The 19,575-nt window shown below is 70.0% G+C and carries 17 protein-coding genes and 3 pseudogenes; 7 read left to right on the top strand and 13 right to left on the bottom strand.

What is annotated here, in order from left to right; all coding sequences use genetic code 11:
- Positions 1-139 precede the first annotated feature (139 nt).
- Positions 140-1,438, bottom strand: a complete 1,299-nt coding sequence (locus ACQ86J_RS25480; protein WP_431267730.1) for an alpha-hydroxy acid oxidase — start codon at positions 1,436-1,438, stop codon at positions 140-142.
- Between the two features lie 183 nt (positions 1,439-1,621).
- Here ACQ86J_RS25480 and ACQ86J_RS25485 point away from each other — a divergent pair, with 183 nt between their 5' ends.
- On the top strand, positions 1,622-2,260 hold the full coding sequence (locus ACQ86J_RS25485; protein WP_431267731.1) for a hypothetical protein: 639 nt from the start codon (positions 1,622-1,624) through the stop codon (positions 2,258-2,260).
- 18 nt (positions 2,261-2,278) lie between these two features.
- Here the strand turns inward: ACQ86J_RS25485 and ACQ86J_RS25490 are convergent, their stop codons facing one another.
- The 6 genes and pseudogenes from ACQ86J_RS25490 to ACQ86J_RS25515 all read right to left on the bottom strand — a co-directional run bounded on the left by ACQ86J_RS25490 (position 2,279) and on the right by ACQ86J_RS25515 (position 7,114).
- Entirely contained in the window at positions 2,279-3,667 is a 1,389-nt protein-coding gene (locus tag ACQ86J_RS25490) for a thiamine pyrophosphate-binding protein (protein WP_431267732.1), read from the bottom strand.
- 58 nt (positions 3,668-3,725) lie between these two features.
- A pseudogene (locus tag ACQ86J_RS25495) lies at positions 3,726-3,959 on the bottom strand (thiamine pyrophosphate-binding protein); the annotation flags it as partial.
- 28 nt (positions 3,960-3,987) lie between these two features.
- Positions 3,988-4,530 carry an acyl-CoA dehydrogenase family protein gene (locus tag ACQ86J_RS25500; protein ID WP_431267733.1) on the bottom strand — a complete coding sequence of 181 codons (543 nt, stop codon included), beginning with the start codon at positions 4,528-4,530 and terminating at the stop codon, positions 3,988-3,990.
- A complete protein-coding gene (locus ACQ86J_RS25505) occupies positions 4,505-5,080 on the bottom strand; it encodes an acyl-CoA dehydrogenase family protein (protein ID WP_431267734.1) in 576 nt (191 codons plus the stop codon). Before ACQ86J_RS25505 ends, ACQ86J_RS25500 begins: the two co-directional genes overlap by 26 nt.
- Before the next feature lie 305 nt (positions 5,081-5,385).
- Positions 5,386-6,372 carry an isopenicillin N synthase family dioxygenase gene (locus ACQ86J_RS25510; protein ID WP_431267735.1) on the bottom strand — a complete coding sequence of 329 codons (987 nt, stop codon included), beginning with the start codon at positions 6,370-6,372 and terminating at the stop codon, positions 5,386-5,388.
- Between the two features lie 52 nt (positions 6,373-6,424).
- Complete coding sequence (locus ACQ86J_RS25515) at positions 6,425-7,114, bottom strand: alpha/beta fold hydrolase (RefSeq protein ID WP_431267736.1); 690 nt, start codon at positions 7,112-7,114, stop codon at positions 6,425-6,427.
- 101 nt (positions 7,115-7,215) lie between these two features.
- On the opposite strand from ACQ86J_RS25515, the gene ACQ86J_RS25520 reads away from it, so the two are divergent.
- Both ACQ86J_RS25520 and ACQ86J_RS25525 read left to right on the top strand, forming a co-directional pair.
- On the top strand, positions 7,216-7,542 hold the full coding sequence (locus ACQ86J_RS25520; protein WP_431267737.1) for an amidohydrolase family protein: 327 nt from the start codon (positions 7,216-7,218) through the stop codon (positions 7,540-7,542).
- Positions 7,542-8,920, top strand: a pseudogene (locus ACQ86J_RS25525) (N-acyl-D-amino-acid deacylase family protein). The gene ACQ86J_RS25520 and the pseudogene ACQ86J_RS25525 overlap by 1 nt, the downstream one beginning before the upstream one ends.
- A gap of 102 nt (positions 8,921-9,022) precedes the next feature.
- Here ACQ86J_RS25525 and ACQ86J_RS25530 read toward each other — a convergent pair.
- Complete coding sequence (locus ACQ86J_RS25530; RefSeq protein ID WP_431267738.1) at positions 9,023-11,350, bottom strand: xanthine dehydrogenase family protein molybdopterin-binding subunit; 2,328 nt, start codon at positions 11,348-11,350, stop codon at positions 9,023-9,025.
- Positions 11,351-11,449: 99 nt separating this feature from the next.
- Here ACQ86J_RS25530 and ACQ86J_RS25535 point away from each other — a divergent pair.
- Both ACQ86J_RS25535 and ACQ86J_RS25540 read left to right on the top strand, forming a co-directional pair.
- A pseudogene (locus ACQ86J_RS25535) lies at positions 11,450-11,590 on the top strand (TetR family transcriptional regulator); the annotation flags it as partial.
- Between the two features lie 208 nt (positions 11,591-11,798).
- A complete protein-coding gene (locus tag ACQ86J_RS25540) occupies positions 11,799-12,050 on the top strand; it encodes a hypothetical protein (RefSeq protein WP_431272745.1) in 252 nt (83 codons plus the stop codon).
- On the opposite strand, the gene ACQ86J_RS25545 is transcribed toward ACQ86J_RS25540, so the two are convergent.
- The 3 genes from ACQ86J_RS25545 to ACQ86J_RS25555 are packed head-to-tail and all read right to left on the bottom strand — an operon-like array spanning position 12,051 to position 14,895.
- Entirely contained in the window at positions 12,051-13,304 is a 1,254-nt protein-coding gene (locus ACQ86J_RS25545) for a cytochrome P450 (protein ID WP_431267739.1), read from the bottom strand.
- A 13-nt stretch (positions 13,305-13,317) separates the two neighbouring features.
- Complete coding sequence (locus ACQ86J_RS25550) at positions 13,318-13,638, bottom strand: 2Fe-2S iron-sulfur cluster-binding protein (protein ID WP_431267740.1); 321 nt, start codon at positions 13,636-13,638, stop codon at positions 13,318-13,320.
- Positions 13,639-13,659: 21 nt separating this feature from the next.
- Positions 13,660-14,895: an NAD(P)/FAD-dependent oxidoreductase gene (locus ACQ86J_RS25555; protein WP_431267741.1), complete on the bottom strand. Its 1,236-nt coding sequence runs from the start codon at positions 14,893-14,895 to the stop codon at positions 13,660-13,662.
- A 366-nt stretch (positions 14,896-15,261) separates the two neighbouring features.
- On the opposite strand from ACQ86J_RS25555, the gene ACQ86J_RS25560 reads away from it, so the two are divergent.
- A complete protein-coding gene (locus ACQ86J_RS25560) occupies positions 15,262-15,513 on the top strand; it encodes a hypothetical protein (RefSeq protein ID WP_431267742.1) in 252 nt (83 codons plus the stop codon).
- Between the two features lie 79 nt (positions 15,514-15,592).
- Positions 15,593-17,533, top strand: coding sequence for a PAS domain-containing protein (locus ACQ86J_RS25565; RefSeq protein ID WP_431267743.1), 1,941 nt, complete (start codon positions 15,593-15,595; stop codon positions 17,531-17,533).
- Between the two features lie 145 nt (positions 17,534-17,678).
- On the opposite strand, the gene ACQ86J_RS25570 is transcribed toward ACQ86J_RS25565, so the two are convergent.
- Both ACQ86J_RS25570 and ACQ86J_RS25575 read right to left on the bottom strand, forming a co-directional pair.
- Positions 17,679-18,692 (bottom strand): alpha/beta fold hydrolase, encoded by a 1,014-nt coding sequence (locus tag ACQ86J_RS25570; protein WP_431267744.1) that lies wholly within the window; start codon positions 18,690-18,692, stop codon positions 17,679-17,681.
- Positions 18,689-19,573 carry a fatty acid desaturase gene (locus ACQ86J_RS25575; RefSeq protein WP_431267745.1) on the bottom strand — a complete coding sequence of 295 codons (885 nt, stop codon included), beginning with the start codon at positions 19,571-19,573 and terminating at the stop codon, positions 18,689-18,691. The genes ACQ86J_RS25570 and ACQ86J_RS25575 overlap by 4 nt, the downstream gene beginning before the upstream one ends.
- Positions 19,574-19,575: the final 2 nt, after the last annotated feature.

A 19,575-nucleotide genomic window follows, 5' to 3' on the forward strand; every position in this document is an offset into this window, starting at 1 on the left:
GTTGGGGAGGGAAACAGGTATTCCCTCCCCAAGCCCCACCCTTCCCTTTTGCGAGTCGGCTGCTGCCACGCGGCGAGTGCCAGACTCACAAAAATAGATGAGGGGGTCCGGGGGAGAATACCTTCTCCCCTGGCCTTGCTTACCCCACCCGCCGTCGCGGCACCTCGACCCCCGCCGTATTCCCCTCCGGCTCGAACCGCACAGCATTCGGGTGCAGCACCGTCGCCCGGTGCGCCTCCTCCACGTTGCGGATGCCGGCCTGGCCGAAGGTGCCGCGGATCTCCTCCATGAAGGCGGCCGTCGCATGGCCGCCGCCGGCCTCGCCTATCGCGGCGACCGAGAGCAGGAAGGCCCGCCCGGCGAAGCAGAAATCCGCCCCCGCCGCCAAGGTCCGCAGCACGTCGAGGCCGGAGCGGATCGAGCCGTCATAGAGGATCTTCGCTCGGCCGCCGACCGCGGCGGCGATCGCCGGCACGGTGTCGATCGAGGCCGGCGCGGCATCGGATTGCCGGCCGCCATGGTTCGAGACCCAGATGCCATCGACGCCGAGCGCCACGGCGCGTTCGGCATCCGCCGGGTGCTGGATGCCCTTCAGCACCAGGGCGCGCGGCCAGGCCTCGCGGAACCGGGCGATGTCATCCCAGGTGACGCCGGTGGTCATGTTCTGGGTGACGAAGCTCGCCAGCTCGGCGACCGAGGCATTCTCGCCGACGTACTTGCGCATGTTCTCGAAGCGCGGCTGGCCCTTCTGCAGCATCTCGAGCGCCCAGAAGGGGGCGCGGGCGATGTCGAGGACGGTCCTCGGCCGGAACTTGAACGGCACCACCAGGCCGTTGCGCACGTCGTGCACCCGCTTCTGCCGCATCGGCACGTCGAGGGTCACGACCAGCGCATGCGCCCCGACCGCCTCCGCCCGGGCGATCATGTCGAGCGACAGCCGGTGGCTGTCGGCCGGCATGCCATAGAGCTGAAACCACAAACTGTCCGGCGCGATCCGCGCCAGCTCCTCCATCCCAACATTAGCAACGGTCGAGGAGACATAGGGAATGCGTGCCGCCTGCGCCGCGGCGGCGAGGATGGCATCCGCCCGCGGCCAGACCATGCCGACATTGCCCATCGGCGCCACGCCGACCGGCGCCGCATAGTCGCGGCCGAAGAGCGAGGTGGCGATGTTGACGCCCGTCAGGTCCACCGCGTAGCGCGGCACGATCCGCACCGCATCCATCGCCGCACGGTTATGCGCCACGTTCGGCGCGCCGTCGCCGACGCCGCCCGCCACGAAATCGTAGGCGAAGCGGGCGACGCGCCATTTCGCCCGGCGCTGCAGGTCGTTGAAGGTGGGGTACTTGCGGCGCAACTGTGCGGCCGGCGTGTCCGCCGCGCCGGTTGCACCCCAGCCCGCCGGCTTGCCCGTATTACCCGTGCCACTGCCGCTCATGCCGCGTTTCCCCGCTCCGTTGCGGCGATTATGCACCCTTGCGGCGGAGCGGAAAGCGGCAGCCAGGGGCCGTGCCTCACGTCGAGATGACACATGAAATCGTTGCAACGGGCGACTATACTGGGTGGACGCCGTTGAGGCCGGGCCCTTCACCGTTCGGTGCAAGCAGGAGATCCCAGCATCATGGCTTTCGACCGACCCAGGCCCGCCTTCACCTTGCGCGCGGCCCTGCTCTGCCTTCCGCTTTGCCTGCCCCTACTGGCCGGCTGCACCCCGCCGCAGCAGCCGCCGAATGGCTGGGCCACGCTGCCGAACGATGCCGTGGTCGGCGCCGGCGACCCGGTGCGCGCGGCGATGATCAACACCGCCTATGTCTTCGGCAACCCGGGCAGCGTCGCCGGCCGGCCGGACCAGGCAGCACGGGCCGTGGCCAATTACGCCTTCCTCACGGTCGAACTGCCCTATGGTCCGCGCTGGCGCGGCTTCAACCCGAATGTCTCGACCGAGCTCGGCTTCGGGATGCAGGAGGTGCAGGCGGCCTTCGGCATCGCCCCGAACGCGCCGACCCAGGCGGTGGTGAACGGGCTCTACGGCGCATCCCGGGCGCTGCAGGCCGGCGACCAGGTGGGGGCGGAGCGCGTCCTGTCGCCCCCGGTCTTCACCCTCGGCGGCGCGGCGACGCTGCAGCGGCTGGCGGCGATGCCGGTGCTGCCGCGCGCCGCCGCCGGAGCGAACCTCGCCCTGCAGGAGATGGACCGGCAGGACCGGCTCGGCTCGCCGCGCGGCAATGACGGCGGCGGCGGCGGCAGCGGCCGGCCGTGATTGGCGTTTCGCGGGCGGCTATTCCGCAGACCGCCTCGCGTAGATGCCCATGGTGTTGTAGGGCGCATAGGGCGGGAAGGCGCCGATCGCGGTCATGTCCACCTCGACCAGGCTCGGGCCCGGGGTGGCGACCGCCTTGGCGACCGTGCCCGCCAGGTCCTCGGCCCGGCTGACCTTGAAGCTCGGCAGGCCGGCGACGGCGGCCAGCTTCTGCAGGTCCGGCCCCAGCAGGTCGCCGAAGAACATCCGGCCATCCTGCAGCGCGCCCTGGATATGCTTGATGACGCCGTAGCCACGGTCGTTCATCACCATGATCACCAGCTCGGCGCGTTCCTGCACCGCGGTCCAGAGCTCGGTCTGGTTCATGGCGAAGCCGCCGTCGCCGACCATGGCGATCGCCTTGCGGCCGCCGCCTGCCATCGCCGCGCCGATGCCCATCGGCAGGCCCGGCCCGATCGCCGCGCTGATCGGGTGCACCGCGTCGCGCGGGCCATAGACCGGGAAGATGCGGTTGCCCCAGGAGGAATTGCTGATGGTGATGTCGCGCACCCAGAGCGCGTCGCGCGGCAGGGCGCGGCGCAGCTCGGCCGGGAAGTCCGCATAGGGGCCGAGGGTATCGCGGTACTCCGCCAGCGCCCGTTCCTTCATCGCCGCGAAATCGGCGGCGAAGCCGGGATCGACGGCGATCCGCCCCTGCAGCCGCTTCGTCAGGCCCGCCATGGCCAGCGCGGCATCGCCGCAGACGAAGGCGGTGTTGCCATAGGTGCGGCCATTGGCGCGCGGGTCGACATCGACATGCACCCGCGGCTCGGGCAGGGGCAGCGAGAAATCGCCCGTCTCATGCCCGCGCAGGCGGGAGCCGACGACCAGCATGGCGTCGCAGGTCTTGTAGAATTCCTGCACGCGGGGCGCGCCGTTGCCATGCAGCCCGCCGAGGGTCATCGGGTGGTCCTCGGCGATGATGCCGCGTCCGTTCCATGAGGAGACAGCGCCGAAGCCGAGCGCCAGCAGCGCCATCGCCTCCGCGCCCGCCGCCTTGGCGCCGTTGCCGAGCCAGAGCATCGGCCGCTTCGCCCGGGCCAGGATTTCAGCCGCCTCGTCCAGCGCCGCTTCCGACGGCGGCATGGGCGGCGGGAGGGGCAGGACCAGCGTGTCCAGCTGCGCCGGGCGCGGGATGGGCGTGCGCTGGATGTCGATCGGCACCTCGACGCTGACCGGGCCCATCGGCGGCGTCAGCGCCAGCGTTGCGGCGCGGGTCAGCACGCCGAGCGCCTCCTGCGCCGAGCGGATGCGGAAGGCGGCCTTGCCGACGGCCGCCAGCATCGCGGTCTGGCCGGGCACGTCGTGCACCGTGCCCATGTCGCGGTCGATGAACTTGGTCGGCGTCTGGCCGGTGATGTGCAGCACAGGGGAGCCGGCGAGATTGCGCCTCCACCAGGCCAGGGACGGTGTTCGCCGCGCCTGGCCCGGTCGAAGAGAACATCACGCCGAGATGGCCGGAGACCCGCGCATAGGCATCGGCCATATGCGCCCCGCCCATCTCGCCGCGCGCCATGACGTAACGGATGGCATTGCGGCGGCCGATGCCGTCCAGCATCGGGATGTTGTGGACCGAGACGATGCCGAAGCAGGTGGTGACGCCGATGCGGGAGAGGAACTCCGCCACCAGGTCGCCGACATTGTAGGCGTTGTCCGCCATGTGTCGTTTCTCCCAGGAAGGCCGCGGATCAGATGCCGTTCTTCAGCACCCGCTTGGCGATCGCCATGCGATGCACCTCGCTCGGGCCCTCGTAGATCCGTTGCACCCGGACTTGGTTGGCCATCAGCTGCAGCGGCAGCTCCTTGGTCATGCCCATGGCGCCGAAGGTCTGCATGGCGTGGTCCAGCACCTCCTGCGCCATCTCGGTGGCGAAGACCTTCAGCATCGAGGCCTCGTTCCGCACGTCCTCGCCGGCGCCCATCTTCGCCGCGGCGTCGCGCACCATCAGGCGGCAGATATGGATCTTGGTCGCGGCCTCGGCGATCCACCACTGGATCGCCTGGCGGTCGGCCAGCTTGACGCCGAAGGTCACACGATTCTTCGCCTGCTCGCACATCATGGCCAGCGCCCGCCGGGCCATGCCGGTGCAGCGCGCGCCCATCTGCAGCCGGCGGACGTTCAGCCGCAGCTGCATCGGCGCATAGCCCTCGCCGAGCTTGCCGAGCACCTGGCTGCCCGGCACGCGGCAATCCTCGAAGACCAGCTCATAGGTCCGGCGGCCGCCGATCATCGGGATCTCGCGCTCGATGACGAAGCCCGAGGGTGCCGCGCTCGACGATGAAGGCGGTCACGCCCTCCTGGCGCTTGCCTTCGCCGGTGCGGGCCATGAGGATGATGAAGTCGGCGCGGGGCACGCCGCTGACCCAGATCTTGCGGCCATTGATGACCCAGTCGTCGCCATCCTTCACCGCGCGGGTGGTCATCCCCGCCGGGTCGCCGCCGGCGCCGGGCTCGGAGATGGCGATGGAGGAACGCATCTCGCCGCGCGCATAGGGGTCGAGGTACTTGCGGCGCTGCTCCGGGTTCGCCACCGCCTTCAGCATGTGCAGGTTCGGGCTGTCCGGCGGGAAGAGGAAGGGGGTGACGGTGCGGCCCATCTCCTCCTCGATCGCCATCAGGGCGGCCAGCGGCAGGTCGGCGCCGCCGAACTCCTCCGGCACGTCAAGGCCCCAGAGGCCGAGCTCCTTGCAGGTCTTCAGCAGCGGGGCCTCTTCCTCCGGCGTCAGCCCGTAGCGCTGGCCTTCGGATTCGCGCTTCAGCACCGCGGCCTCGAGCGGCATCAGGTCGCGCTCGACGAGATTTGACGACGAGGTCGCGCACCATCCGGTGCTCCTCGGCCAGTGCCGGAATGCCGCCCATATCGAAGCCGTCCATGGCCCGTTTCCCCAAGGTTCGCAGTTTGGGGGAGATTAGACCCGGGCGGCGGCGGGCGCCGAAGCCCCCAAGGCCGGGGAGAAGGTATTCTCCCTCGGACCCCCTCATCTATTTTTGTGAGTCGGCACTCGTGGCGCGGTGAGTGCCGGACTCACAAAAGAAGGGAGGGGTCCGGGGAGGGAATACTTTTCCCTCCCTGGCCTTCTTGCCCTCAGGCCCCGGCCGGCGCCTGTCGATGGGCGAAATTCGCCTGGTTCAGCTTGCGCCTGTGGTCCTCGTACAGCAGCGGCTCGTAGCGCGACGGGTTCTCGGCCGTGACGCAACTCGGCACCGGGCGGATCACCGCGTCGTTGTCGGGGCCGAAGAAGAAGGGGATGGCGTAGCGCATCTCGTTCGCGGCATTCACCACCCGGTGCGGCGTCGGCGCGAAGCGGTCGTTGGAATAGCGGCCGAGCATCTCAGCCGTGTTTACCACGAAGGTGCCAGGGATGGCCGGCGGGCGCAGCCATTCGCCCTCACGTGTTCGCACCTCGAGGCCTGGCAGGGCGGATTGCGCCAGGAAGGTGATCAGGTTGGTGTCGATATGCGGGGCGAAGCCGAAGCGCCCCTCCTCGGGCTCCGGCTGCGGCTGGTAGCGGATCAGCCGCAGGGTGCAGGCCGGGTCGCGGAAGTCGCCGGCGAGGAAGTCCGGCGGCATGCCGAGCGCCATGGAGACCACCGGCAGCAGGCGCAGCGCCAGCGCCTCCATCGCGGTGAAATAAGCCAGCGTCGCCTCCCGGAAGCCGGGCAGGTCGGGCGGCCAACGGTTCGGGGCAACGAAGGGCTTCCCGGCGAGGATGTCCGGATGGTCCGGGCCGTGGTCTCGGATGATGTAGAAGCTCTCGTTCAGGTTGGGCTTCTTCACCTCGGCGACCTTGCTGGTGCGGATTACCTGCGCCCCGGTCGGCAGGAAGCCGATGTTCAGCGCGCCGACCTTCAGCGCCAGCTTGACCTCGTCGGGCAGGGCGAAGAAGCGTGCCGCCGCGGCGAAGCAGGCCGCCGGCAAAGCGGGGTCGATGCCGTGGCCCGACAGCACCAGGAAGCCGGTATCCTCGCAGGCGCGGGCGACGCGCCCGGCCAGCGCCTCCGCCGCGCCGGGCTCACCGGCCAGGGTCGGGCCGATATCGAGGACGGGGATGCGACCATCGGCGGGGCTCATATCCCTCTCCGCATTGCTCGGGCGCCATCCCAGCACGGGCCGGCGGGCCCGGCTACTCCGCGGCGATCAGCCCGGCCAGCGTCGCCGGCTCGCTCAGCATCGGGTAGTGGCCGGTGTCGAGCTCATGCCAGGATGCCCCCAGCGCCTGTTGCAGCCGCCGCTGGTGCGCGACCGGCGGGTTCTGGCTGCGGCGGCACCACAGTACGCTGGCCTTCCAGGGCATCGACCAGAAGCGCGGCAGCACCACCGGCGCCAGCATGGGCAGGATCGGGTGTTGGCAGATCCGCTCCAGCGTCCAGGCGCGGGTCTCGGGATCAAGCTCGGCAAACAGCCGCCCCTCGGCATCCGCCCGGCTCGGCCCGCTGGTCAGCTCGGTGTTCACAGCGGTCGGGCGGGCGACGATGTCCGGCAGCTTCTCGCCATTCTGCAGCGCCAGCGCATCGGCGAAGACCAGCCGGCCGATCCGGTCGGGGGCCAGCTCCGCCAGCTTACAGAGCACCATGCCGCCCGTGGACGTGCCGGCGACGGTGGCATAGCGCCAGTCCTCGTGGAAGAGCAGGGAGGCCAGCTCCTCCGCTTGGCTCTCGGTGGTGATGCCGGGGCGGACGGCATGCGCCCGCTCGGCGCAGCCATCGAGGCTCGGGGCCAGCACGAGGTGCCCGGCCTCGCGCAGCCGGGCGGCGACGCGGGTCCAAATCCAGCCGCCCTGATAGGCACCGTGGATGAGCAGTATCCTGGCCATGTTACGGTTCCTCCCTCCTTCCGGGGATGATGCGCCGCCCGGAAGTTGGTTGACAGGCTCATCTCCCGGCCCATGCTGCCGGCAAAGCGAGGAGACGTTCCATGTCCGACCTGGACCTGGTGATCCGCGGCGGCACCGTGGTGGATGGCAGCGGCGGCACGCCGTTCGAGGCCGACGTGGCGATCGCCGGCGGGAAGATCGTGGAAGTCGGCAAGGTGACCGGTCGTGGCGCCGAGGAGATCGATGCGCGCGGCAAGATCGTCACGCCCGGCTTCGTCGACATCCATACCCATTACGACGCCCAGGCGACCTGGAGTAGCCGGATCGACAGCAGCAGCTACAACGGCGTCACCACCGCGCTGATCGGCAATTGCGGCGTCGGCTTCGCCCCTGCCGGCCGGAGCGGCGCGACGCGCTGGTCAAGCTGATGGAGGGCGTTGAGGACCTGCCCGAGGTGGTGCTGGCCGAGGGCCTGCCCTGGACCTGGGAGAGCTTCGGCGAGTTCATGGATACGCTGGCGGCGCGGCACTACGACATGGACATCGCCGCGCAGGTGACCCACGCGCCGCTGCGCGTCCATACCATGGGCGCGCGGGCCGAGGCGCATGCGGTGGCGACGCCGGCGGAGATCGCCGAGATGGCGCGCCTCGCGGCCGAGGGCATCCGCGCCGGCGCGCTCGGCTTCTCCACCTCCCGCGCCATCGCCCACAAGACGCTGGACGGCCGGCATATCCCGACGCTGGGGACGCCCGAGGACAAGCTGGAGACGATCGGCCGCGCGGTCGGCGCCGCCGGCGCGTCCTGGATGCAGGTGATCTCCGACTTCGATGAGCCGGAGGACGAGTTCGCACGGCTGCAGCGCATCTGCACCGCGTCCGGCCGTCCCATGACCTTCTCCCTGCTGCAGCGGGAGAGCCGGCCCTGGCTCTGGCGCTTCCTGCTGGAGAAGATCGAGGCGGCGAACCGCGAAGGCGCCCGGATGACCGGCCAGGTCATGGCGCGGCCGGTCGGGCTGATGTTCGGCTTCGAGTTGTCGCAGCATCCCTTGTGGCCAAGCCCTCCTGGAGGGCGATCGCCCAGCTGCCCTTCGAGCAGCGGATGCAGGCGCTGCGCGACCCGGCGCTGAAGGCGCGCTTGCTGTCCGAGGAGACGCCCGACCCGATGCTGCGGGCGCGGCTGAACACCTGGGACATGATCTTCCGGCTGGGCGACCCGCCGGACTACGAGCCGGCGCCGGAGACCAGCCTCGGCGCCATCGCGGCGCAGCGCGGCATGGCGCCGGAAGAACTCGCCTGGGAATGGATGATGGAAAAGGGCGGCCGCGCCATCCTCAACCGCCCGATCATCAATTATGCCGACCGCGACCTGGAAGCGGTGCGGGCGATGGTCGAGCATCCGCAGACGCTGATGGGCCTTGGCGATGGCGGTGCGCATGTCGGCATCATCTGCGACGCGTCGTCCACCACCCACATGCTGTCCTATTGGACGCGCGACCGCACCCGCGGGCCGAAGCTGCCATTGGCTTTCGCGGTGAAGCGCCTGACGCGCGACAATGCCATGGCGCTGGGCCTGGCCGACCGCGGCCTGGTGGCGGCGGGGAAGAAGGCCGACATCAACGTCATCGACTACGACCGGCTGCAGGTGAAGGTGCCGGTCATGCGCTACGACCTGCCGGCCGGCGGCAAGCGGCTGGTGCAGCGGGCGGAGGGCTATACGGCCACGCTGGTGAACGGCGCGGTGACCTACCGCGAGGGCGAGGCGACCGGGGCGCTGCCCGGCCGCCTGGTGCGCGGCGCGAAGGCGTAAGGCCGGGGAGACGCTCTCCGCACGGCGGCTGCCAGACTCACAAAAAGCAAAGGTGGGGTTTGGGGAGGAAATGCTTTCCTCCCCAATCTTGCTGTCCCGACGCTACGCGCGGGCTGGCTGCATCGCCGCCCAGACCCGCTCCGGCGTCAGCGGCATGTCGAGATGCGTCACGCCATGCGGCCGCAGCGCATCCACCACCGCGCCGACCAGCGCCGGCAGGGCGCCGACCGTGCCGGCCTCCCCGGCGCCCTTGACGCCGAGCGGGTTGGTCTTCGTCGGCACCGGGTTGCTCTTCACCAGCATCTCGGGGAAGTCGGCGGCGCGCGGCATCGGGTAGTCCTGGAAGCTCGCGGTCAGCAGCTGGCCCTCAGCGTACAGGATGGCCTCGCCGAAGACCTGGCCGAAGCCCTGCGCCACGCCGCCATGAATCTGCCCCTTGACCAGCAGCGGGTTGATGACGGTGCCGACGTCGTCCACCACGGTATAGGCCAGCAGCCGCGTCTCGCCGGTCTCGGGGTCCACCTCCACCTCGGCGATGTGGCAGCCATTGGGGAAGGTCGCGTCGCCCGGCCGCGTCACCAGCGAGGCGCCGAGGCCGAGCTCCGCCCCGTCCGGCAGCGCGCCGGGGACGTAGCTCGCCTTCGCCACCGCCTCGAGCCCCAGGCCGCGGTCGGTCCCCACCACGCGGAAGGTGCCATCGGCGAATTCCATGTCCACCTCGGCCGCTTCCAGCAGGTGCGCGGCAATCTGCTTGCCACGGGCGATCACCTTCTCCGCCGCGCCGACCAGCGCGCCGCCTGCCGCCATCATGGACCGTGAGCCAATGGTGCCGCGACCATGCGCCACCACGTCGGTATCGCCGAACTGGATCCGCACCCGGTCCGGCGCCAGGCCGAGCCGGCTGGCGACGATCTGGCGGAACACCGTCTCATGCCCCTGGCCGTGGTTGTGGCTGCCGAGCAGGAGGGTCGCGGTGCCGCCGGGATCGAAGCGGATCTCGGCGCCTTCCTCGAGCGGCTTGCGGTGCGGGCCGCCGGCGCTCTCGATCGCATTGGCGATGCCGATGCCGCGCAGCAGCCCGCGCGCCTCGGACTGCGCGCGCCGCGCCGGGAAGCCGTCCCAGTCGGCGGCCTGCATGGCCAGCGCCTGGTTGCGCGGGAAGTCGCCGCTGTCATAGGCGTAGTCGAGCCCTGTCTGGAACGGCATCTCCTCCGGCCAGATCATGTTGCGCCGGCGGATCTCGGCGCGGTCCAAACCGAGCTTCTCGGCGGCGAGGTCGACCAGCCGCTCCATCGCATGGATCGCCTCCGGCCGCCCGGCGCCGCGATAGGGCGCGGTCGGCTGGGTATTGGTGAAAAGCCCTGTGACCGCGGTGCAGATATGCGGCGTGCGGTAGACGCCGGCGAGGCCGCCGACATTGTTGGTCGAGGAAACCGGCCCCTGCCAGGCGAGATAGGCGCCCATGTTGGACAGCGTCCGCACCCGCATCGCCAGGAAGGTGCCATCCGCGGCCACCGCCAGCTCGGCGGTCGAGACATTGTCCCGCGCATGGCTGTCGCTGAGGAAGCTCTCGGTGCGCGTCGCGGTCCAGCGCACCGGCCGGCCGAGCCGCCGCGCCGCCAGCAGGCAGAGCACATGCTCGGGGAAGGGACTCTCCTTCATCCCGAAGCCGCCGCCGACATCGGGGGAGACGATCCGCAGCCGGTTGGAGGGAATGCCGAGCGCGAATTCGGCGATCTCGTTCCGCATCACATGCGGGAGCTGCGTGCCGGTATAGAGCGTGTAGCGATCCTCGATCGGGTCGTGCATCGCCAGCGCATTGCGCGGCTCCATCGGGTTGGCCGAGACGCGGCTGATCCGGTAGTCGAGCGCGACCAAATGCGCCGCGCGGGCGAAGGCGGCCTCCACCGCGGCGACGTCGCCTAAGGAGAAATGGAAGCACTCGTTATCCGGCGCGAAGTCGGGCCAGACCGCGGGGGCGCCGGGCCGCGCCGCCTCGGCCAGGTCGGTGACGGCGGGCAACGGCTCGTAGCCGACCTCGATCCGCTCGGCGGCGTCCTGCGCTGCAGCCGGCGTCGCCGCGACCACGGCGGCGACCGCATCCCCGACATGCCGCACGGCCTCCGCGGGCAGCACCCGCCAGGGTGGCTGCACCAGCGGCGAGCCGTCCCGCCGGTGGCGCGGCGTGACGCAGCGCAGCCGCGCCGGGATGTCGAGATCGGCCGCGGTCAGCACCAGCAGCACGCCCGGCATTGCGCGCGCCGCCGCGGCGTCGATGGCGGCGATGCGGGCGGCGGCATGCGGGGAACGGAGCACATGCAGGTACACCGCGCCGGGTGCGGCGATGTCATCGACGAAGTGGCCGGCGCCGCGCAGGAAGCGCAGGTCCTCCACCCGCCTGACCGGCGCGCCGATGCCGATATCCTTCATGCCGCATTCCCCTTGACCCTTGCCGCGAATGCTAGCCGAAGTTGTGCCGGACGCCGAAGCCCCTTGCCCTGCCGCGGCGCAGGGTTTTCCCTGGGCTCCATGTCGAGCACCACCGAGGCCGGGCGGCGCGCCCTGACCAAGACGCGCAACCGCGAAGCCATCCTGGCCGCCGCGCGTCGCGTCTTCGCCGAGCAGGGCTACGAGGCGGCCAGCGTGCGCGACATCATCCGCCGCACCGACCTCGCCTCCGGCACATTCTACAACTACTTCCGCTCGAAGGAGGAGATCGCCCGGGCGCTGGCGGCCGATGCGGCGCAGCGGCTGCAACCGCTGCTGCGGGCGGAGCGCGAAAAGGCGCCGGACCTCGAAGCTTGGCTGGGAGGTGCGCTCCGGGCCTATTTCCGATTTCTGGTCGAGGAATATGGCGGCGCCGCCGCCGGCCCGCCGCATGTCCGAGATCGACGCGACGCCGGCGCAGCGCGCAGTCTTCGGGGAGATCCGCGACTCCCTCACCGGCATCCTCGGCGACCAGTTGGCACCCGGGGCCGACACCGCCTACCTGACGGCTGGGGCCATCGGCATCGCTCGCTATGTCGGGGAGCAGATGCTGCGACGTGCGCCGCCCGATCCGGACGGCGCCGCGCGCTTCGCGGTGCGGCTGATCCTGCACGGCCTGCCGGCGGCGGCACGGGACGCCTGATCAGGCGGGGATGCGCACCGGCAGGTCGGTGATGCCGTGGACGAAGGAGGAAAAGACGCGCTTCGGCTCGCCGACCACCTCGATCCGCTCGAAGCGCTTCAGGATCTCCTCCCACAAGATTTTCAGTTGCAGCTCGGCCAGCCGGTTGCCGACGCAGCGATGGATGCCGAAGCCGAAGGACAGGTGCTGGCGAGGCCGCTTGCGGTCGATGATGAAGCGCTCCGGCTCCTCGATCGCCTCCGGGTCGCGATTGCCGGAGATGTACCACATTACCACCTTGTCGCCGGCCTTGATCCGCTGTCCGCTGAGCTCGGTGTCCTGCACGCAGGTGCGGCGCATATGCGCCATCGGTGTCTGGTAGCGGATGATCTCCGGCACCATGGTCTCAATCAGCCCGGGATTGGCCCGCAGCTTGGCGAACTCCCCGGGATTCTGGTGCAGGAACAGAACGCCGCCGCTGATCGAGTTGCGGGTGGTGTCGTTGCCGCCGACGATCAGCAGGATCAGGTTTCCCAGGTACTCGCGCGGCGTCATGTTCCGCGTCGCCTCGCCATGCGCCAGCATTGAGACGAGGTCTGGCCGCGGCTCGACATTCACCCGTTCGTTCCAGAGACTGGTGAAGTAGGCAAGGCATTCGGCGAAGACTTCCTCGCGCTTCGCTTCGGAGTCGATGTAGCCGCCGGCCTCCGGCGCAGCCGTCGCGCAATCCGACCAGAAGCTCAGCTTGCGGCGGTCCTCGTAGGGGAAGTCGAACAGCGTCGCGAGCATGGTCACCGTCAGCTCAATCGAGACATGCTCCACCCAGTTGAAGGTCTCGTTGCGCGGCAGGCCTTCCAGGATCGTGCAGACCCGGTCGCGGATGATGCCTTCCAGCTTCGCCAGGTTGGCGGGGGCGACGATCGGCTGCACCACCTTGCGTTGGTCGTCGTGTCGCGGCGGGTCCATGGCGATGAACATCGGCAGCTGCAGCTCCTTCGGCCGGTCGCGGATGGAGATCCCGCCGAAGCCGCTGTCCGAGCTGAACGCCTTGTGGTTCACCTCGACCGCCATGATGTCCTTGTACCTGGTCACCGACCAGTAGGGGCCGAACATCGGGCTGGTGGTGCTGTAATGCACCGGCGCGTCGCGCCGCAGCCGCGCAAAGACGGGCCACATCGTGTCGTCCTGGAAGCGCGCCGGATTGCCCGGGTCCAGCTGGTCGAGCGGCGTGGCCCAGGCATCGGCATGCGGATCGTGGCTGACGGGGGCGTTCATGGCGCTCTCTCCCTCAGTGTTGCGCTTCCGGCAGGCGGACGACCATGCCGTCCAATGCTTGGCTCATGGTGATCTGGCAGGACAGGCGGGAATTCGGCTGCGCCGTCGCCGCGAAGCTCAGCATGCTCGCCTCCTGCTCGCTCGGCGCGCCGGTCTTATCCAGCCAGGGCTCCTCGACAAAGACGTGGCAGGTGGCGCAGGCGCATTCGCCGCCGCAATCGGCATCGATCCCCGGCACGCCGTTGTCGACCGCGCCGCGCATGACGGACAGCCCCTCCTCCAACTCGACCTGATGGGCGGTGCCGTTGTGCTCGATATAGGTGACCTGCGGCATGGGCGTCTTCCCTGTAATCGGCTATGATGCGGTGAGGCCGCGCAGCGGCTGCGCCGGGTCGCGCAGGATCTCTGGAGCCACGCGTGCCTGCTTCGCCACCAGCAGGCGGCCCGCCATGAAGTCGGCCGGAGCATTGACGGCTTCCACCGCCAGCACGCGATGCGCGGCATCCAGATGGAACACGGTAAAGCCGGGCTCGCTCCCGTCGCCGCGCATCACCGCCTCATGCACGTCGAAGGCAAGTCCTGCCATCTGCAGCCGCAGATCGAACTGGTCGGACCAGAACCACGGCACCTCCGGCGGTGGCGGGGCGCGGCCGCAGATATCGGCGGCCGCCTGCTTCGCCTGTTCGATCGCGTTCGGGACGCTTTCGAGTCGTCCGCTGCGGCCGTAGAGCGGCAGCGGCCGCTGCGTGCAATCGCCGATCGCGTAGATGGCGGGGTCGCTGCTGCGCGCCGCAAGGTCGACCACGATGCCGGCGGCGCAGTCCAGCCCGGCGTCCTGCGCCACTTCCGTGTTCGGCACCGCGCCGATGCCGACCAGCACCGTGTCGCAGGGAACCTGCCTGCCATCCGCCAGCCGCACCGATTGCGCCGCGCCGGCGTCACCCTCAATCGCCGCGACCTCGACGCCGGTCAGAATCCCGACGCCGCGGATCCGGTGCTGCGCTTCGAGGAAGGCCGAGAGCGCATGGCCGGCGACGCGGGCCAGCACGCGCGTCTCGCGTTCGATCACCACCGCCTCGGCACCCAGCGCGCGGGCCGAGGCCGCGACCTCCAGCCCGATATAGCCGCCGCCGATGACCGCCAGCCGCTTCCCCGGGCCGAGCGCCGCCTGCAGCGCATCCGCATCCGCGGCGCCGCGCAGCGCCATCACGCCGGCAAGCCGGGCGCCCGGAAGGGGCAGCGACCGCGGCCGTGCGCCCAAGGCCAGGATCAGCCGGTCATAGCCCAGCACCGCACCGTCCGAGAGGGTCACCTGCCGTGCTGCGCGATCCACCGCGGCGACCCGCGTGCCGAGCCGCATCTCGATCGCCTGCTGCGCGTAGAAGCGTGCCGGTCGCAAAGCCAGGCTCTCGGCCGTCGCCTCGCCCTTCAGCCAGGCTTTGGACAAGGGTGGGCGCTGGTAGGGGGCGTCGGGCTCCTCGCCCACCAGCACGATGCTACCCTTCCAGCCGTATTGGCGCAGGAAGGCTGCGGCCGAGCCGCCGGCATGCCCAGCCCCGGCGATGACGATGCGCGGCGGATCCTGGCTCACGCGGTCGGTGTCCCTCCTGATTGCCAGGGATGACACACCGAAGGTGACGCCTGCGTCAAGAATCGCCCCGGACCGATGGCCTTGGCCGATGGGCGACCCTAAAAACAGGCGGGCTCCGGAACCTCTCGGATGCCTGGACGAACCCCGCACGGTTCCGCAGGATCCGCCTTCACGTTCTGCTGCGGCAGCGAACGCGGCCGCTTTCCTGGCGTATAGAGGGGCTGGAAACCCGACTGAATGCGAAACAAGGCGAGCGATGCGGAGACGGCGTGTACTGATCGTTGAGGACGACCCCATGGTGGCGCTCGACCTCGAGGCGATCGTCCTGGGAGCGACGGATGCCGATGTCGCAGTGGCGAGATCTCGGTGAAGGAGGCCAGCCGCGTGCTGCGCGAGGCGGCCTTCGACGCGGCCTTGCTGGATATCGACGTGCTCGACGGTAAGACCTTTGCGGTGGCGCATCTGCTGGCCGAACGCGGGACGCCCTTCGCCTTCGTCTCGGGCGCCCGGCCAGATGAAGTGCCGCCGCCGCTGCGGCAGGTGCCCTTCCTGCCAAAACCCTACGACCCCCAGGATATCGAGCGAACGTTCCTGGCTAGGCTGGCGCATCAGGGTTGAGATTGCGGATGGAATCCGGGCAGGGGAGTTGGACTCGCCTGGAGCATCCGGCGCAAGGGCCGGAAGGAAAGATACCATCATGATGCCGGCCGGATTCGAGCCAGGCCAAGCCGCAACCGCGCCGACCGTCTGGGACGAACGTGCGCGGCTCGCGGCGCTGGACAGCTATTCCATCCTGGATACGCCGCCGGAACGCGCCTTCGACGAAGTGGTGCGGCTGGCGGCACAGATCTGCGACGCACCCTTCGCCGTGGTGAACCTGGTGGCGGAGGAGCGGCAGTTCTTCAAGGCGGAGATAGGGCTGGGGGTGCGCGAGACGCCGCTCGACGTCTCGATCTGCGCCCATGCGCTCCTGCGGCCCGGCCTTTTCGTTGTGCCGGACACCACCCGGGATGCGCGCTTCGCCGGCAACCCGCTGGTCACCGGCGCGCCGCATCTGCGCTTCTACGCGGGGGCCCTGCTGGAGACGGAGGATGGGCTGCCCCTCGGCACGCTCTGCGTGCTGGACCGGGAGCCGCGGCCGGACGGGCTGACCGAACAGCAGGGATTCGCCCTGCAGGTGCTCGCGCGGCAGGTGATGTCGCAGTTGGAGTTGCGGCGGACGTTGAAGGCGCGCGAGACGGATGCCGCCGCGATCGCCGAATCCGAACGGCAATTCCGCATCCTGGCGGACAGCATGCCGCAGATGGTCTGGGCGACCCAGCCGGACGGCTTCCACGACTATTATAACCAGCGCTGGTACGAGTTCACCGGCATGCCAGCCGGCTCGACCGACGGCGTCGCCTGGAACGGCATGTTCCACCCCGATGACCAGGTGCGGGCCTGGGCGCGCTGGCGCAATTCGCTGGAAACTGGCGAGCCCTACGAGATCGAGTACCGGCTGCGCCGGGCCGATGGCGTCTATCGCTGGACGCTCGGCCGCGCCCTGGCGGTGCGCGACCAGCAGGGCCGCATCATCCGCTGGTTCGGCACCTGCACCGATATCGAGGAGCAGAAGCAGACCGAGGAGCGGCTGCGCCTCAGCGAGGAGCGGCTGCGGCTGGCGCTCAGCGCGGCCGAGATGGTGGGCACCTGGGTCTGGGACGTCCAGGCCAACCGGATCACCGCCGATCCGGGCTATGCGCGGCTGTTTTCCGTGACGCCGGAGGCGGTGGCGGCCGGCCTGCCGATCGAGACCTTGCTGCCGTCGATCCACCCCGAGGACCTGGCCGCGACCGAGGCGGCGATCAACGCCGCGTTGGCCGGCGCGCAGGACGGCGCCTTCGAGGCCGAGTACCGCGTGCTGCTGAAGGATGGCGACACCCGCTGGGTCGCCGCACGCGGCCGGTGCGAACACGATCGGGCCGGGCAGCCGACCCGCTTCCCTGGCGTGGTGGTCGACGTGACCGAACGCCGCCACGCGGAGGAGGCAAAGGAGCTGCTGGCGCGGGAGCTTTCGCACCGCATCAAGAACATCTTCACCGTGGTCGGCGGCATGGTTTCGCTCTCCGCCATGAATGCCGCCGGCGAGACGCGGAATTTCGCCGGCGTGCTGCGGCGGCGGCTGAACGCGCTGGCGGCGGCGCATGAATATGTCCGGCCGCATAGCCCCGAGTCGCGCCCGGCGGAGCTGGAGACGACGCTGCACGGGCTGCTCGGCAAGTTGCTGGCGCCTTATGCGGAGCTAGGCGGCGAACGGGTGCGGGTGCTGGGCGACGACGCGCCGATCGGGGTGAAGGCGGCGACCTCGCTGGCGCTGATTCTGCACGAGCTGGCGACCAATGCGGCGAAATACGGCGCGCTGGTCGGCCCGGAAGGCTGCGTCACCATCACCGGCGAACGGCATGACGACCGGCTGACGCTGACCTGGCAGGAACGCGGCGGCCCGCCGGTGGAGGGCCCGCCGCAGCGGCGCGGCTTCGGCACGGTGCTGGCGGAGCGCGGCGCGATCACCCAGCTCGGCGGCAGCATCGCGCATGACTGGGCCGAGGCCGGGCTGACGCTGCGGCTGGACGTGCCGCTGGAGCGGCTGGCGCACTGATCAGCAAGCTTGGGGAGGAAAAAGCATTTCCTCCCAAAACCCCTCCTTTGCTTTTTGTGGGTCCGGCACTCGCCGCGCAGCGGCAGCCGACTCACAAAAATAGATGAGGGGGTCCGGGGGAGAATACCTTCTCCCCCGGCCTTCCTTACGTGTCCAACAGCTCCCGCACCGCCGCCTTGATGAAGGCCGCATCCGGCGGGTTCGGCTGCGGGTTGCCGGCGCGATGACCCCAGATGCTCGGGATCGGCAGCAACCTGCCGTGCTTCAGATGCGGCAGCTCCGCCGCATTGTCGGCGACGCGGAAATAGAGGTCGGTCTCGCCCGGCATCAGCAGCACCCGCGCCTCGATCGCCGCCAGCGCCTTCGCCAGGTCGCCGCCGTAGTTCGGATGGTCGCCGATGTCGCCGGCATCCCAGATGCGCAGCTGCGCCAGCAGGTCGGCGGCGGGGCGGCGGGCGAAGCGCTGCTCCCAGTCCCGCACCAGGAAGATCTCGAGGTCCGGGGCACCGAGCGCGGTCAGGTGCAAGCCCGCGCGGTAGAAATCCTGGCTCAGCGCCCAGGCGGCGTAGCTGCGGCCGAAGGCGCGCAGCGCGCGGGCGGGCTGCGCCGAGAACAGCGCCGTGCCGTCATATTCGGGCGCCGCTTCCAGGATGGCCATCTGGGTCCGCAGGAAGACCTGGTTGTGCACGGCCGTGCGGGCGCTGCCGCGATCCACCACGATGCGCGCCACCTCGGCCGGATGCGCCGCGGCCCAGTGATAGGCCTGCTGCGCGCCCATCGACCAGCCATAGACGCAATGCAGCCGTTCGATCCCCCAGACCTCCCGCAGCAGTCGCCGCTGCGCCGCGACATTGTCCCAGGCGGTGACCAGGGCCGGCCAGGGTGCGCAGTTGGACGGCGAAGAGGAGAGCCCGTTGGTGAACATGTTGGGGATGACGATGAACCAGCGCGTCGGGTCGAGGATGCCGTCCGGCCCGATCAGCCATTCGAGGTCGGGGTGCTGCGCCCCGTAGCTGGTGGGGTAGAGCACGACGTTGTCGCGCGCCGCGTTCAGCGTGCCATGCGTCTTCCAGACCAGCGTCGCATCCGGCAGCACGCCACCCTTGTGCAGCGGCATGTCGCCGAGCTTGAAGGTGCCCTCCGCGGTCGGCCAGGTCATGCCCGCAGCCCTTTCACGAAATCGGCGTGGAAGCGGGCGTAGCCGGGCTGCAGATAGGCCAGCTTCTCCCGCAGCACGCCATGCGCATCGGCCAGCCGATGGAAGGGAATGAAGGGGTAGAGGTGGTGCTCGGCATGGTAGGGCATGTTCCACATCAATAGCCGCAACGCGGGCGAGGTCAGCACGGTGCGGGTATTGGTCAGCCCGTTGCGGTCGGTGGCGCAGCCGGTGTGCTCGGCCAGCAGATACAGCCGCAGCAGCGGCTGCGCCATCAGCTGCGGGCCCAGCCAGAACAGGAGGGGCGTCGCCCACCCGAAGGCCAGGGCCGAGAGCAGGGCGGCGCTGGCCAAGAAGGCGACCTCGGCGCGGATGCTGCGGATGACGCGTGGTGCCCCGGCCTCGCCGATATAGGGATAGGCCGAGAGATCGCCGCGCAGCCCGTCCCACAGGATGATCATGCGAAAGCGCCAGTAGGGTACCGACATTACCCGCAGCAGGTAGCCGTCCAGCGTCGTCGGCGGCGGCGTGGCCAACTCCGGGTCACGCTCCGGGTCCTGGGTGAAGCGGTGATGCGCGGTGTGATAGAGCTGGTAGAAGTGCCAGTTGTAGAGGGCCGGCGCGCCAGACAGCCAGCCGACCACGGCATTGACCCGGCGGTTGGCGAAGGCGGTGTAGTGCGAGGTCTCGTGAAAGGGCGCGAACAGCGCCACCTGCACCACGCCCAGCAGCAGCATCGCCGGCAGCACCCACCAGCCCGGCGCCAGCGCCACCAGCGTGCCGGTCGCCAGCAGCAGCGCCAGGTGGATCGCCAGCTGGCGCCAGCCCGCGGCGTCGGAGCGCGCGGCAAAGCCCTTCATCTCGGCGGCGGAGGGGGCCTGCATGG

It is taken from the genome of Dankookia sp. P2, assembly GCF_050632255.1.
GTDB lineage: Bacteria > Pseudomonadota > Alphaproteobacteria > Acetobacterales > Acetobacteraceae > Paracraurococcus.

Excerpts from the sequence above, each read along its gene's own strand:
- ACQ86J_RS25480 (WP_431267730.1), bottom strand. The coding sequence starts at position 1,438 with ATGAGCGGCAGTGGCACGGGTAATACGGGCAAGCCGGCGGGCTGGGGT.
- ACQ86J_RS25485 (WP_431267731.1), top strand. The coding sequence starts at position 1,622 with ATGGCTTTCGACCGACCCAGGCCCGCCTTCACCTTGCGCGCGGCCCTG.
- ACQ86J_RS25500 (WP_431267733.1), bottom strand. The coding sequence starts at position 4,530 with ATGATCGGCGGCCGCCGGACCTATGAGCTGGTCTTCGAGGATTGCCGC.
- ACQ86J_RS25505 (WP_431267734.1), bottom strand. The coding sequence starts at position 5,080 with ATGCCGCTCGAGGCCGCGGTGCTGAAGCGCGAATCCGAAGGCCAGCGC.
- ACQ86J_RS25510 (WP_431267735.1), bottom strand. The coding sequence starts at position 6,372 with ATGAGCCCCGCCGATGGTCGCATCCCCGTCCTCGATATCGGCCCGACC.
- ACQ86J_RS25515 (WP_431267736.1), bottom strand. The coding sequence starts at position 7,114 with ATGGCCAGGATACTGCTCATCCACGGTGCCTATCAGGGCGGCTGGATT.
- ACQ86J_RS25520 (WP_431267737.1), top strand. The coding sequence starts at position 7,216 with ATGTCCGACCTGGACCTGGTGATCCGCGGCGGCACCGTGGTGGATGGC.
- ACQ86J_RS25530 (WP_431267738.1), bottom strand. The coding sequence starts at position 11,350 with ATGAAGGATATCGGCATCGGCGCGCCGGTCAGGCGGGTGGAGGACCTG.
- ACQ86J_RS25540 (WP_431272745.1), top strand. The coding sequence starts at position 11,799 with ATGTCCGAGATCGACGCGACGCCGGCGCAGCGCGCAGTCTTCGGGGAG.
- ACQ86J_RS25545 (WP_431267739.1), bottom strand. The coding sequence starts at position 13,304 with ATGAACGCCCCCGTCAGCCACGATCCGCATGCCGATGCCTGGGCCACG.
- ACQ86J_RS25550 (WP_431267740.1), bottom strand. The coding sequence starts at position 13,638 with ATGCCGCAGGTCACCTATATCGAGCACAACGGCACCGCCCATCAGGTC.
- ACQ86J_RS25565 (WP_431267743.1), top strand. The coding sequence starts at position 15,593 with ATGATGCCGGCCGGATTCGAGCCAGGCCAAGCCGCAACCGCGCCGACC.
- ACQ86J_RS25570 (WP_431267744.1), bottom strand. The coding sequence starts at position 18,692 with ATGACCTGGCCGACCGCGGAGGGCACCTTCAAGCTCGGCGACATGCCG.
- ACQ86J_RS25575 (WP_431267745.1), bottom strand. The coding sequence starts at position 19,573 with ATGCAGGCCCCCTCCGCCGCCGAGATGAAGGGCTTTGCCGCGCGCTCC.